Source organism: Arthrobacter sp. G.S.26 (assembly GCF_050847375.1).
Classification (GTDB): domain Bacteria; phylum Actinomycetota; class Actinomycetes; order Actinomycetales; family Micrococcaceae; genus Arthrobacter.
In genome coordinates, this window is the sequence record NZ_CP193752.1 from 1,389,932 (window position 1) to 1,402,759 (window position 12,828).

12 protein-coding genes are annotated in these 12,828 nt (G+C 68.0%); 9 read left to right on the plus strand and 3 right to left on the minus strand.

The genetic code is table 11. The annotated features are described in order from the left end of the window. Nucleotides 1–2 precede the first annotated feature (2 nt). The 3 genes from ACRB8A_RS06290 (at nt 3) to ACRB8A_RS06300 (ending at nt 2,208) form a co-directional block, all read left to right on the plus strand. Nucleotides 3–1,211 (plus strand): AAA family ATPase, encoded by a 1,209-nt coding sequence (locus ACRB8A_RS06290; protein ID WP_050685419.1) that lies wholly within the window; start codon nt 3–5, stop codon nt 1,209–1,211. Nucleotides 1,212–1,273: 62 nt separating this feature from the next. Next, complete coding sequence (locus ACRB8A_RS06295) at nt 1,274–1,777, plus strand: GNAT family N-acetyltransferase (protein WP_050685420.1); 504 nt, start codon at nt 1,274–1,276, stop codon at nt 1,775–1,777. Between the two features lie 47 nt (nt 1,778–1,824). Then, nucleotides 1,825–2,208, plus strand: coding sequence for a RidA family protein (locus ACRB8A_RS06300; RefSeq protein ID WP_056599033.1), 384 nt, complete (start codon nt 1,825–1,827; stop codon nt 2,206–2,208). A 32-nt stretch (nt 2,209–2,240) separates the two neighbouring features. Here ACRB8A_RS06300 and ACRB8A_RS06305 read toward each other — a convergent pair whose 3' ends face one another. Next, nucleotides 2,241–2,906, minus strand: a complete 666-nt coding sequence (locus ACRB8A_RS06305) for a response regulator (protein WP_432245847.1) — start codon at nt 2,904–2,906, stop codon at nt 2,241–2,243. After that, the gene (locus ACRB8A_RS06310) at nt 2,899–4,623 is read right to left on the minus strand and encodes an ATP-binding protein (RefSeq protein ID WP_432245848.1); all 1,725 of its coding nucleotides are present in this window, start codon (nt 4,621–4,623) and stop codon (nt 2,899–2,901) included. Before ACRB8A_RS06310 ends, ACRB8A_RS06305 begins: the two co-directional genes overlap by 8 nt. 193 nt (nt 4,624–4,816) lie before the next feature. On the opposite strand from ACRB8A_RS06310, the gene ACRB8A_RS06315 reads away from it, so the two are divergent. The 5 genes from ACRB8A_RS06315 (at nt 4,817) to ACRB8A_RS06335 (ending at nt 10,724) form a co-directional block, all read left to right on the plus strand. Further along, nucleotides 4,817–6,274: a CitMHS family transporter gene (locus ACRB8A_RS06315; protein WP_050685423.1), complete on the plus strand. Its 1,458-nt coding sequence runs from the start codon at nt 4,817–4,819 to the stop codon at nt 6,272–6,274. Between the two features lie 210 nt (nt 6,275–6,484). After that, nucleotides 6,485–6,781: an Asp-tRNA(Asn)/Glu-tRNA(Gln) amidotransferase subunit GatC gene (gene gatC, locus ACRB8A_RS06320; protein ID WP_050685424.1), complete on the plus strand. Its 297-nt coding sequence runs from the start codon at nt 6,485–6,487 to the stop codon at nt 6,779–6,781. Between the two features lie 3 nt (nt 6,782–6,784). Continuing rightward, entirely contained in the window at nt 6,785–8,368 is a 1,584-nt protein-coding gene (gene gatA, locus ACRB8A_RS06325; RefSeq protein ID WP_050685425.1) for an Asp-tRNA(Asn)/Glu-tRNA(Gln) amidotransferase subunit GatA, read from the plus strand. Next, nucleotides 8,368–9,876, plus strand: coding sequence for an Asp-tRNA(Asn)/Glu-tRNA(Gln) amidotransferase subunit GatB (gene gatB, locus ACRB8A_RS06330; RefSeq protein ID WP_432245849.1), 1,509 nt, complete (start codon nt 8,368–8,370; stop codon nt 9,874–9,876). The genes gatA and gatB overlap by 1 nt, the downstream gene beginning before the upstream one ends. Before the next feature lie 197 nt (nt 9,877–10,073). Continuing rightward, a complete protein-coding gene (locus ACRB8A_RS06335; RefSeq protein ID WP_056599067.1) occupies nt 10,074–10,724 on the plus strand; it encodes a hypothetical protein in 651 nt (216 codons plus the stop codon). A gap of 11 nt (nt 10,725–10,735) precedes the next feature. On the opposite strand, the gene ACRB8A_RS06340 is transcribed toward ACRB8A_RS06335, so the two are convergent. Then, complete coding sequence (locus ACRB8A_RS06340) at nt 10,736–11,647, minus strand: LysR family transcriptional regulator (protein WP_285240921.1); 912 nt, start codon at nt 11,645–11,647, stop codon at nt 10,736–10,738. 132 nt (nt 11,648–11,779) lie between these two features. Between ACRB8A_RS06340 and tdh the strand changes: the two genes are divergently transcribed. After that, nucleotides 11,780–12,826, plus strand: a complete 1,047-nt coding sequence (gene tdh / locus ACRB8A_RS06345; RefSeq protein ID WP_056599021.1) for an L-threonine 3-dehydrogenase — start codon at nt 11,780–11,782, stop codon at nt 12,824–12,826. Nucleotides 12,827–12,828: the final 2 nt, after the last annotated feature.

Here is a 12,828-nt window from a genome sequence, read left to right on the forward strand (position 1 = left end):
CCATGATCCGGACTCTCGCCATTGCCAACTACCGGTCCATCCGGGACCTGTCCCTGGGCCTGACCGGCCTGGACCTGGTCACCGGCGCCAACGGCAGCGGCAAGTCCTCCCTGTACCGGGCGCTGCGGCTGCTCGCCGACTGCGCAGGCGGTGCCGGCGGCAACGTGGTGGGGTCGCTGGCGCGTGAAGGCGGGTTGGCCTCCACGCTGTGGGCGGGGCCGGAAACCGTCAGCGGTGCCATGCGCCGCGGCGAGGTGCCCGTACAGGGGACCCTGCGCAGGAACCCGATCAACCTGAGAATGGGATTCTCGGGGGACGACTTCGGCTACCTCGTGGATTTGGGGATCCCTGTCCCGGTCGCCGGCGAGATGGATGAGCGGAGCCGGAAGCCCAAGGCGTCCCTGTTTGCCAACGATCCGGACATCAAACGGGAGGTGGTGTTCTCGGGCCCGCTGGCCCGGCCTGCGTCCTGGCTGGTGGACCGCCGCGGCGCTGCCGTCCGGGTCCGGGGCACCGCCGGGGAATGGCAACCGGAAAACATCACCCTGCAGCCGTACCAGAGCGTCCTGACCGAGATCGCGGACCCGGAGCGGTCCCCGGAAGTGCTGCAGGTCCGCAACACGGTCCGGTCCTGGCGGTTCTACGACCACTTCCGGACCGACGCTGCTGCGCCCGCCCGGCAGGTGCAGGTGGGTACCCGGACGCCGGTCCTCGATCCCACGGGCGCGGACCTGCCGGCCGCGCTGCAGACCATCCGGGAGACCGGCGACACTTTCCTCCTGGACAAAGTGATCAACGCGGCCTTCCCCGGCAGCAAGCTGGAGATCAGCATCAACGACGGGATGTTCGGTGTCCAGCTGCGGCAGCAGGGGATGCTGCGGCCGTTGAAGGCGCCGGAGCTTTCAGACGGCACCCTCCGGTTCCTGCTGCTCACCGCAGCGCTGCTCACCCCGCAACCGCCGGAACTGATGGTACTGAACGAACCCGAAACCAGCCTGCACCGTGACCTGATGCCGGCCCTGGCCGGGCTCATCAGCCAGGCTGCTGAGCGGTCGCAGCTGCTGGTGGTGTCCCACTCCACTGCCCTCATCACGGCGTTGCGGGAAAGCGGGCACGTCACGGAGCACGAATTGGAGAAGGACGTCGGGGAAACCCGGGTCCGGGGGAGGGGCGCGCTGGAAGGGCCGCTCTGGAGCTGGCCGTCCAGGTAAAGGTCTGCGCCGGCTTCAGCTTCCTGAAATCAGATTTCAGGACTAACCCCTACCATTGATGGGTGCACCAGCAGATTCTGATCAGACCCGCCGTCCCCGCCGATTATTCCGAAATCGCCCGGATTACCGTCGCTTCCTACCTGGCCGCCGGCTATTTCGATGACAGCACGCACCCGTACATGCAGCGTATCCAGGAAGTGGCGCACCGGGCGGCGAACGCCGTGATCTGGGTGGCCGAACGGCAGGGCCGGATCGTCGGGTCCGTCACCCTGGCGGTGGCAGGGGAACCGTTCGCGGACATCGCCCGGCCCGGCGAACTCGAATTCCGGATGCTGGTGGTGGACCCCGACGTCCAGCGCAGCGGTGCCGGCAAAGCGATGGTGGCCGCCATCATCGAGCACGGCCGGTCCCTGCCAGGCATCGAGGCCGTGGCTCTCACTACCGGCCTGACCTGGGAAAGCGCCCACGGCCTGTACCGCAAAACCGGCTTCCAGCGGGTCCCCGAACGTGACTGGCTGGTTCCCGGAACTGACATAAAACTGCTGGTTTACCGGCTGGACCTGTAGCCGCCCTAAAGTGGTGCCGAACTCATCCAGCTATGAAAGGCCCACCCATGCGCAAAACCTTCGGCACCGGCTCCGTCTGGGAACAGACCCTCGGCTACTCCCGCGCCGTCCAGGTGGACAACACGCTCTACATCTCAGCCACCGCTGCCAGCGGCGAGAACGGCATTGTGGGTACCGACTTCTACACCCAGACCGCATTCATCCTGCAGAAGCTCGAAACGGTCCTGGCGGACGCAGGCTTCGCGCTGGCCGACGTGGTCCAGTCCAAGTTGTACCTGACGGACATCAGCAAATGGGAAGAAGCCGGCCGGGCCCATGGCGAGGTCTTCGGCGAGATCCGCCCCACCCTGGCCCTGGTGCACGTGCTGCCGTTCCTGGACCCGCAGATGCTGGTGGAAATCGAACTGGTTGCGCAGAAAAGCGCCAGCTGACCCGGCTGCCTGACCAGGCCTTGCTGACCCGGTCAGGGCGCGGCGGGCAGGCCGTAGCGGTGCTCCGGCCGGCCCGTGGTGCCGTAGCGGAGCTGGATGTCCACGGCGCCGTCGTCGGCCAGTGCGGACAGGTACCGCTGCGCCGTGGCCCTGGAGACTCCCACCCGGCCCGCCACCTCGGCCGCCGAGTACTGCTCTCCGGGGAGCAGCGATTCCAGCACCGCCGCTTCGGTGGCGGAGCGGGGCTTGGCCGACGGCGTGACATCCCCCGGGATCAGCGCACGTTTTGCGCGCTCCACCCCGTCCTGGTCCAGGGCCCCGGGCTGGGCCAGGAGGCGCCGGAACCGGGCATAGGAGCGCAGCTGCTGCGACAGCGCATCAGCGGTAAAGGGCTTGAGCAGGTACCCCAGGGCGCCGCGGCGCAGGGCCAACCGGACGGATGCCGCATCGGAGGCGGCGCTGAGGATCACGGTGTCCACATCGAGCTGCTGGAGCAGGTCCAGCCCGGAGGCATCCGGAAGGTAGACGTCCAGGAGCACCAGGTCAGGGCGCAGGCTGTGGATGGACTGCAGCGCCAGGGATGCTGTCCCCACCGGCGCCAGGGCCAGGAACCCCGCCACAGAGTCCACGTAGGCGGCGTGGAGTTTCGCCACATGGAAGTCGTCGTCCACGATCAGCACACGGAAATCGTCAGGCATCGTTGTCCTTTCCAGGGGTTGCGGCGCGTCCAGGGGCTGCGGCGCGCGCCGCGGTGGTGCCGGGGAGTGTGGCCATAAACACGGCGCCGGGTCCGCCGTCGGTCCCGGCGGCCAGCAGGGTAACGTCGCCGCCGCGCCGCCGGGCCAGCTGCCGGGCCAGGGCCAGCCCGAAGCCCTGCCCGCCGCCCGCGCGGACCGGCCCGGACGCGGTGGTGAAACCGGACGCAAACACGTCTTCCGGGCCGGTCCCGGGGGCCAGCCCGTTTCCGGAGTCGGCCACCACGATATGGAGGGTGCCGCCACCGGCACCGGGTTCGTCGAGGACCTCCACCTCCACCCACCGGTCTTCGGCGGAGCCTGCCACGGCAGCGTTTACCGCGTTGTCGATCAGGTTGCCCAGGACCGTTGTTACATCCTGGGCTTCGGAGACCTGTCCGCGGACCAGGGTCTCGGGGCCGATCCGGAGGGACACCCCCCGTTCATCGGCCTCAACCCCCTTGGCACCCACAAACGCCTGCAGGTACGGGTCCTGCAGGAGCTCAGCCTGGTCCACCGGGAACCGCAACGGCCCGGTGGCAGCCAGCCCGGCCAGGTACTCGCGGGCCTGCTGGTGCTGGCCGATGCCCATAAACCCGGCGAGGGTGTGCAGCTGGTTTGCGAACTCGTGGCGCTGCGCCCGCAGCGCATCGGACAGGGTGCCCACGGCGTCCAGCTGCCGGGTGAGCTGCTGGAGTTCCGTCCGGTCCCGGAGCATCAGCACCCAGCCCAAATCTTCCCGCCGGTGCAGGGCCTTGCGGGCGCTGGCCACCAGGACCTGGCCGCCGGACACCACCTCCACGGCTTCCGGGCCGGCGTATCCCGGCCGGGTGAGGGCGGCCAGCTGCGCCGGGACCGGCGCGTCCGCCCACCGGGTGCCGGTGAGGTCCGGCAATCCCAAAAGCCGCTGCGAGGCGGCGTTGAAAACACTGATCCTGCCGTCCGCGGAAACGCCGATGACGCCGTCGTCCACTCCCTGCAGGACCGCCACCTGGTCGTGCACCAGGGTGCTGATCTCCTCCGGTTCCAGGCCGAGTGTGAGCCGCTGCAACCGGCGGCGCAGCAGGAAGGAGCCCAGCACGCCGGCGCCGAGGGCGCCTGCCGCCGTCAGGGCCACCGGGCCGATGTCGCGCGCCACGCTCTGGCCCACGGTTTCCATGGAGTAGCCCACGCTGACCTCACCCACCACGGTGTTGCTGTCCGGCGCGTAGACCGGGACCTTTGCACCCGCCGACGGGCCCAGCGTCCCCGTGTTACGGGTGGTGATTTCCTGGCCGGCCAGGGCCTCGGACGGATCGGTGCTGACACCCTCGCCCAGCCGGTCCGGGTCCGGATGCGCCAGCCGCAGACCGGTTTCGTCGGTGATCACCACAAAGAGCGCACCGGTGCGGGTCCGCACGGCCTCCGCGGCGGCCTGCAGGGGACCGGCGGCAAGCTCCGCCGGCGGCGGGGTGCCCGCCTGGCCACTGATGGCCAGCACGTCCGCGCGGACCGACGGGTCCGAGGCCACGGTCCGGGCCAGCGTCAGGGCCTGGTTCTCCGCGTCGCTGCCCACCCGGTCATAGGTCAGCCAGGCGTGCACCGCGGTGCTCAGCAGCACCACCAGCAGCACCACCCCCAGCTGGAGCAACAGCGTCTGCGTCGAGAACCGCAGGGGCGTGCGGGGCGCGGGGCGCGGCATGGTCCTCCTCGACGGGCAGTGATTAATGGCAGTTCCCGGCTCCACCGGACGGTGTGAGCACAATGAGCAAAATGCTCCCAATAAGCAGTATGCCAATCAATTGAGCCAAAGGCACGGCCGTGACGGCCGCCACCCTACAGTCTGTAGCACGCGTCACACCGCTGTGCCGCCGAACACATGTAAGGAGCCGGCCGTGCTGGTAATACTTGGATTCGCAATGATCGCGGTATTCATGGTGCTGATCATGACGAAGAAGTTGACGCCAGTACTGGCGCTCATCATCGTCCCCACCGTTTTTGGACTTTTCGCAGGCGCCGGCCTTGGCATCGGCGACATGGTCCTGGAGTCCATGAAAGCCATGACCTCCACCGCAGCCCTGCTGATGTTTGCCATCATCTACTTCGGGCTGATGATCGACGTGGGACTGTTTGACCCGCTGGTCAAATTCATCCTCCGCAAGCTGGGCAACGACCCCGCCAAAGTGGTCCTGGGCACCGCCATCCTCGCGGCCGCCGTGTCGCTGGACGGTGACGGCTCCACCACCTTCATCCTCACCACGGCAGCCATGCTGCCCGTCTACCTGCGCCTGAAGATGAGCCCCGTGGTCCTCACCTGCGTGGCCGGCCTGGCCAACGGCACCATGAACATCGTGCCCTGGGGCGGTCCCACGGCCCGCGCCGCCACCGCGCTGAACATCGACGTCAACGACGTCTTTGTCCCCATGGTCCCCTCCCTGATCGGTGGCCTGGTGGTTGTTATGGTCTTCGCCTGGCTCCTGGGCCTGCAGGAACGCAACCGGCTCCGCGCCACCGAGCCGGGCATCTGGGCCACCCCGGGTGCTGACACGGCCGACGGCGGCGCACCCGCTGGTGGGTCGGGAACCGGCCGTGGACGCAAGGGCAACAACCCCGGCGGAGCAGCCCCCGCCGTCGGCGGCTCTTCCGTCGCTGTCCTGGAGCGCCCCGAAACGCTGGTGGACGACCTCGACTCCGCCATGGCGGACACCGCACTGGACCCGAACCGCGCCACCCTGCGGCCCAAGCTGTTCTGGTTCAACCTGGTCCTGACCGTGGCCGTGATGACCATGCTGGTGGCCGACCTGGTCCCGCTGCCCTACGTCTTTATGGTCGGTTCGGCCATCGCGCTGCTGGTGAACTTCCCCAACGTCAAGGAACAGAGCCGCCAGCTGGTGGCCCACGCACCGTCAGTTGTTGCCGTGGTCAGCATGGTCATGGCCGCAGCAGTCCTCACCGGGGTCCTGACCGGCACCGGCATGGTGGGAGCCATGTCCGAGTGGCTGGTCCAGATCATCCCGTCCAGCATGGGACCGTTCATGGCCGTCATCACCGGTGTCCTGAGCATCCCCATGACGTTCTTCATGAGCAACGACGCCTTCTACTTCGGCGTCCTGCCGGTACTCGCCGAAACTGCCGGCCACTACGGCATCCCCGCCGCGGACATGGCCCGGGCCTCCATCACCGGCCAGCCGTTCCACCTGCAGAGCCCCCTGGTTCCGGCTATCCTGCTGCTGGTCTCCCTGGCCAAGGTGGACCTGGGCGACCACCACAAAAAGGTACTGTGGCGCACCGCCGTGGTTTCCCTGGTCATGCTGGGAATTGGTGTGCTGACCGGGGCCGTCGGAATCGGTTAGTCTAAACCTGCCTGTGGACCGGCTTCGGCCGGCCTACGGGACCGAAGTGCCCGTCTGACGCCCGCTGGGGGTCGTCAGACGGGCACTGGCGTTTCCGCACTAGACTGGTTCCGGAAAACAAGCGGGACTGGTTGGAAAAACAAGTGGCACTTGTTTGCGAAGCGACCGGGGCCCGCCCGGAATGAACACATACACCTGCAGGGGAGATCCATGGCTGCGATCAACCGTGACGATGTTGCGCATCTGGCGCGACTCGCTCACATCGAGATGAGTGCCGAAGAGCTGGACAGGATGGCCGGCGAGCTCGCCGTCATCGTTGATTCCGTCAAGTCCGTCAGTGAGGCCGCCGGGGCCGACGTCCCGGCAACGTCCCACCCCATCCCGCTGACCAACGTCTTCCGGGACGACGTGGTGGGGCACACCTTCACCGCTGAACAGTCACTCTCCGGCGCGCCGGATTCGCTCGATAACCGTTTCAAGGTCCCGGCCATCCTGGATGAGGCATAAACCATGACCGAACTGAACCCCGCCGGAACCGACGCCGGCACCCTGATCCGCCTGTCCGCAGCGCAGCTGGCCGCCAAGCTGGCCGCCGGTGAAGTGACCTCCGTGGAGATCACCCGGGCCTGCCTGGACCGCATCGCCCAGGTGGATGGCGGTGAGCGCGGCATCAACGCGTTCCTGCACGTCAACGCCGAGGAAGCGCTCGCCGTCGCTGCAGAGGTGGACGCCATCCGCGCCGCCGGCGGCCCCGAAGCCGACGCCCTGCATGAACTCGCAGGCGTCCCCATCGCCGTCAAGGACCTCATCGTCACGGTGGGCCAGCCCACCACTGCCGGCTCGAAGATCCTCGAAGGCTGGCACAGCCCGTACGACGCCACCGTGGTGGCCCGACTGCGCGCCGCGAAGATGCCCATCCTGGGCAAAACCAACCTGGACGAATTCGCCATGGGTTCCTCCACCGAGCACTCCGCCTACGGCCCCACCCGCAACCCCTGGGACCTGGACCGGATCCCGGGCGGCTCCGGCGGCGGTTCCGCGGCCGCCGTCGCCGCGTTCGAGGCGCCCCTGGCCCTCGGAACCGACACCGGCGGCTCCATCCGGCAGCCGGGCGCCGTCACCGGCACCGTGGGGGTCAAGCCCACCTACGGCAGCGTGTCCCGCTACGGCGCCATCGCCATGGCCTCCTCGCTGGACCAGATCGGCCCCGTCACCCGCACCGTGCTGGACTCGGCACTGCTGCACCAGGTCATCGGCGGGCACGACCCCAAGGACTCCACCTCCCTGCCGGAGCCGCTGGCGGACCTCGTGGCCGCGGCACGCACCGGCAACGTCGAGGGCCTGCGGATCGGCATCATCAAGGAACTGCACGGCGAGGGTTACCAGGCCGGCGTCGAAAACCGGTTCAACGAGGCGCTGGAACTGCTCAAGGACGCCGGCGCCACGATCGTTGAGGTCTCCTGCCCCAACTTCCAGTACGCCCTGGGCGCCTACTACCTGATCATGCCCTCCGAGGCGTCCTCCAACCTGGCAAAGTTCGACGGCGTCCGGTTCGGCCTGCGCGTCCTGCCCACCGACCCGCCGCTCACCATTGAACGGGTCATGGCAGCCACCCGCGCCGCCGGGTTCGGCGACGAGGTCAAGCGCCGCATCATCCTGGGCACCTACGCCCTGAGCGCCGGCTACTACGACGCCTACTACGGCTCGGCCCAGAAGGTCCGCACCCTGGTCCAGCGCGACTTCAACGCCGCGTTTGAACAGGCGGACGTACTGATTTCCCCCACGGCGCCCACCACCGCGTTCAAATTGGGCGAAAAGCTGGACGATCCGCTGGCCATGTACCTCAACGACGTCGCCACCATCCCGGCCAACCTGGCCGGCGTCCCCGGGCTCTCCCTCCCGGGCGGCCTCGCTGACGAGGACGGACTGCCCGTCGGCATCCAGCTGCTGGCCCCGGCCCGCGAGGACGCCCGGCTCTACCGCGTGGGCGCCGTCCTGGAATCGCTGCTGGAGGCCAAGTGGGGCGGCCCGCTGCTGGCCCAGGCCCCCGACCTTGCCGGCGCACCGGCACTCGAAGCCCAGGAGGCGAAATAATGAGCACCGACGCAACCCTGAGCTTCGAAGAGGCCATGGAGAAGTACGACCCCGTCCTGGGGTTTGAGGTCCACGTGGAACTCAACACCAAAACCAAGATGTTCTCCTCCGCGCCCAACGTGTTCGGCGACGAGCCCAACACCAACGTGAACGAGGTGGACCTCGGCCTGCCGGGCGTGCTGCCCGTGGTCAACCGGACGGCCATCGAGTCCTCCATCAAGATCGGCCTGGCGCTGAACTGCAGCATCGCCGAGTCCTGCACCTTTGCCCGGAAGCAGTACTTCTACCCGGACACACCCAAGAACTTCCAGACCTCCCAGTACGAGGACCCCATCGCGTACGACGGTTACCTGGACATCGAACTCGCCGACGGCACGGTGTTCCGCGTTGAGATTGAACGCGCCCACATGGAGGAGGACGCCGGGAAGCTGACCCACATGGGTGGCGCCGCCGGCCGCATCCAGGGCGCCGACTTCTCCCTGGTGGACTACAACCGCTCAGGCGTGCCGCTCGTGGAAATCGTCACCAAGCCCATCGAAGGCGCCGGCTCCCGCGCGCCGGAACTGGCCAAGGCCTACGTGGCCGCCGTCCGCGAGATCGTCAAGAACCTCGGCGTCTCCGATGCCCGGATGGAACGCGGCAACGTCCGCTGCGACGCCAACGTCTCGCTCCGCCCGCACGGCCGGGAACGGTTCGGCATCCGGTCCGAAACCAAAAACGTGAACTCGCTACGCGCCGTCGAACACGCCGTCCGCTACGAGATCCAGCGCCACGCCGCCGTCCTGGACAACGGCAACCCGGTCATCCAGGAAACCCGGCACTGGCACGAGGACACCCGTACCACCACGTCGGGCCGGCCCAAGTCGGACGCTGACGACTACCGCTACTTCCCGGAACCGGACCTGGTGCCCGTGGTGGCGTCCCGTGAATGGGTGGAGGAGCTCCGCGCCATCTTGCCCGAGCCGCCGGCCGCCCGCCGCAAGCGCCTGCAGGCCGACTGGGGCTACTCCGAACTGGAATTCCGCGACGTGGTCAACGCCGGAGTCCTGGACGAGATCGAGGAAACCATTGCCGCCGGCGCCTCCGCTTCGGTGGCCCGTAAATGGTGGATGGGCGAAATCGTTGGGCGCGCCAAAAACGCCGACGTCGACCCCGGCCAGCTGGGCGTTGCACCCGCCACCATCGTGGAGCTTGCGAAAATGGTGGATGACGGCAAGATCAACAACAAGATGGCCACCGCTGTCCTGGACGGCGTCCTGGCCGGCGAAGGCACCCCGGCCGAAATCGTCGAGGCCCGCGGCCTGGCAGTGGTCTCGGACGACGGCCCCCTCCTCGAAGCCATCGACGCTGCCCTGGCGGCACAGCCGGACGTCGCGGAGAAGATCCGCGGCGGCAAGGTCCAGGCCATCGGCGCGATTGTTGGCGGCGTGATGAAGGCCACCCGTGGCCAGGCGGACGCCGGCCGCGTCCGTGAGCTGATCCTGGCGAAGCTCGGCGTCGAAGGCTGACACCGCCCGCTCCAACCCAACTGGGTCGCAGTAGTTGTCGTTTTGACCCCTCAAAACGACAACAACTGCGACCCAGTTGGGCGTTAAGCACTACTCGCATCCACAGGCACCGAACTACCCGTGTTCAGGGCCGCGTCCCGGTCCTACACTGAAGATCCAGGGCACAGCGCCCTGCCCGCTCTGTGGGAGGTATGGCCATGACCGTCCGGGAACCGTTGAGGCTTCGCAAGGCTTTCCTGGCCGGCGCCGTTGCGCTGGCGCTGACCGGCACGGGAGCCGCCATCGCCTGGTCGGCAACCGGGACGCCCACGCCCACCCCGGACACGCCCAGTGCGGCCGCGCCGGATACCGGTTCGGGCAAGGACACGGATCCGGCGAAGGACAAAGCCGCACACGCCCGTCCCCTCCACAGTGAAAGTGTGGTGAAGGAGGCCGACGGCACCTACCGCACGGTCCTATCGCAGCGCGGCACGGTGGACGCCGTCAGCTCCACGGCCATCACGGTGAAAAGCGAGGACGGCTACAGCCAGACCTACGCCGTCACCGCTGGCACCCGGACCACAGTGATTCCCGCCCCCGCCGCGGACGGCTCACCGGCAACGGGCGACGACGGCAAACGGCTCAAGCCCACGGACGGCACCAGTGCGGACCTCGCCACAGGGGACGCCGTGCTGGTTGCCGGCGTGAAGGATGGCGGCACGGCCACTGCCCAAAGGATTGTCAAGGGCGCCGGCGACGGGCCCGGAATGGGACTGGGCCAGGGCCGCGGGAAAGGACACGGGCAAGGCCACGGCAAGGGCGCTGGGCAGAGTCAGGGGCAGGGTCAAGGCCACGGACCCAAAGCCTGAGCGCGGCGGATTCAGCTGATTTTGACCAGCCCCGCCATGATGTCCTCCAGTGCCTGGCACACCATCAGCACCGAGCGGCGCTTGAGGTTCTCCGGCCTGGCCAGCAGGTCAATCCGGCGGCGCGTGCTGATCCCGGACAGGGGACGGAGCACAATGTCCGGATTCAGCACCGGCCCCGCGGTGTACCGCGGCAGAAGGCCAACCACCCCGCCGGCCGCCACCAGCGCGGCCACGGTGGAGTAGTCATTGATGCGGTGCACAATGTTCAGTTCCCTGCTGGAAACGGCCGCGACGGCGGACAGCACGTCGGCGGGGGAGTAGCCGGCGTGGCTGGTCACCCAGGCCTCGGCCGCCACGTCCTGCACGCTCAGGGTGTCCTGCCCGGCCAGCCGGTGCCCGGCGGGGAGGGCCACGTCCAGCGGTTCGTGGGCCAGCGGGATCACCGTGACACGTTCGGTGGGCCACCGGGGGCTGTGGTCCATCCGGTGGGCCAGGACCAGGTCGTACCGGGCCGTCAACGCGGGGAAGTCCTGCTGGGCCACGTCCTCGTCGGACAATTCGATCCGTGGTTTCTCCGGGCCGTCCAGGATCCGGGCCAGCGGCGCAAAGACTGCCTGGCCGGCGCTGTGGAAGCCACACAGGCTCACCCGGCCGGCTGCGGACCCGTGATAGATCCCGATCGCATCCCGCGCGTCCGCCAGCGCACTGACCACGGCGGCGCCGGCGTCGGCCAGGACCTGGCCTGCTTCCGTCAGCACCAGGTTGCGGCCTTCCTTTCGCGTCAGCGGCACGTCGACCGTCCGCTGCAGGATGGCCAGTTGCTGCGAGACGGCGGACGGCGTGACCATCAGGGTGTCCGCCACCGCCTTGACGCTGCCCAGCGCGCCGAGCTCACGCAGGATTTCAAGCTGATGGATCTCCATCCCCCCAGTCTATGCATTAGCAAAAGCTACATCGTCGATTGAGAAATTCCCTGTTGTACTAAGCCGTTATCCCCGTTCTAATAAGGACGGAAGCACCCGCCCGCGGTGTGGCGATAAAGAGGAAGGAAGCCGATGAAGGCTTTGTACAAGTCAGGCCCCCAGGCCGGTTTCGAGCTGGTGGACCGGCCCGAACCGGAAGCCGGTCCGGCCGACGTAAAAATCCGTGTGATGACCACCGGTATCTGCGGCACCGACCTCCACATCCAGTCCTGGGACGCCTGGGCGCAGGGCATCATCGAGGCACCCCTGATCGCCGGCCACGAGTTCTACGGCGAAGTGGTGGCTGTGGGCGGGGACGTCCGCGACGTGAAAGTGGGCGACCGGGTATCCGGCGAAGGCCACGTGGTGTGCGGCATCTGCCGCAACTGCCGCGCGGGCCGCCGCCAGATGTGCATCCACACCGTCAGCGTGGGCGTGCAGCGCGACGGCGCCTTTGCCGAATACGTGGTGATCCCGGAAACCAACGTCTGGGTCCATCACGATCCGTCCATCACCCCCGAGCTCGGCGCCATCTTCGACCCCTTCGGCAACGCCGTGCACACCGCCCTGAGCTTCCCGCTGGTGGGCGAGGACGTCCTGATCACCGGCGCCGGGCCTATCGGCCTGATGGCCATCGCCGTCGCCCGGCACGCAGGGGCCCGCAAGATCGCCATCACGGACGTGTCCGGACCCCGCCTGGAGCTGGCCCGCACCCTCGGCGCGGACCTGGCCATCGACGTCTCCACCACCCGGGTCCGCGACGCCCAACGTGCGCTCGGCCTGCGCGAGGGCTTCGACATCGGCATGGAAATGTCCGGCCATCCCACGGCGCTGCCGGAGATGATCGAGAACATGAACCACGGTGGCCGGATCGCCATGCTGGGCCTGCCCAGCCAGGACATCACCATTGACTGGGCCAAGGTGGTCACGCACATGCTCACCCTCAAGGGCATCTACGGCCGCGAAATGTACGAGACCTGGTACGCCATGAGCGCCATGCTCTCCTCCAACCCCGTGCTCCACGCCGGCATCTCCGCCGTGGTGACGGACACCCTGCCCGCCACGGACTGGGAAAAAGGCTTTGACCTGGCCCGCAGCGGTTCCGGTGGCAAAGTTGTCCTCGACTGGACCCAACTCTAAGG

Coding starts and splice junctions, on each gene's coding strand:
- ACRB8A_RS06340 (WP_285240921.1), bottom strand. CDS start 11,647: ATGGAGATCCATCAGCTTGAAATCCTGCGTGAGCTCGGCGCGCTGGGC.
- gatC (WP_050685424.1), top strand. CDS start 6,485: ATGGCTGCGATCAACCGTGACGATGTTGCGCATCTGGCGCGACTCGCT.
- ACRB8A_RS06305 (WP_432245847.1), bottom strand. CDS start 2,906: ATGCCTGACGATTTCCGTGTGCTGATCGTGGACGACGACTTCCATGTG.
- gatA (WP_050685425.1), top strand. CDS start 6,785: ATGACCGAACTGAACCCCGCCGGAACCGACGCCGGCACCCTGATCCGC.
- ACRB8A_RS06335 (WP_056599067.1), top strand. CDS start 10,074: ATGACCGTCCGGGAACCGTTGAGGCTTCGCAAGGCTTTCCTGGCCGGC.
- gatB (WP_432245849.1), top strand. CDS start 8,368: ATGAGCACCGACGCAACCCTGAGCTTCGAAGAGGCCATGGAGAAGTAC.
- ACRB8A_RS06290 (WP_050685419.1), top strand. CDS start 3: ATGATCCGGACTCTCGCCATTGCCAACTACCGGTCCATCCGGGACCTG.
- tdh (WP_056599021.1), top strand. CDS start 11,780: ATGAAGGCTTTGTACAAGTCAGGCCCCCAGGCCGGTTTCGAGCTGGTG.
- ACRB8A_RS06300 (WP_056599033.1), top strand. CDS start 1,825: ATGCGCAAAACCTTCGGCACCGGCTCCGTCTGGGAACAGACCCTCGGC.
- ACRB8A_RS06310 (WP_432245848.1), bottom strand. CDS start 4,623: ATGCCGCGCCCCGCGCCCCGCACGCCCCTGCGGTTCTCGACGCAGACG.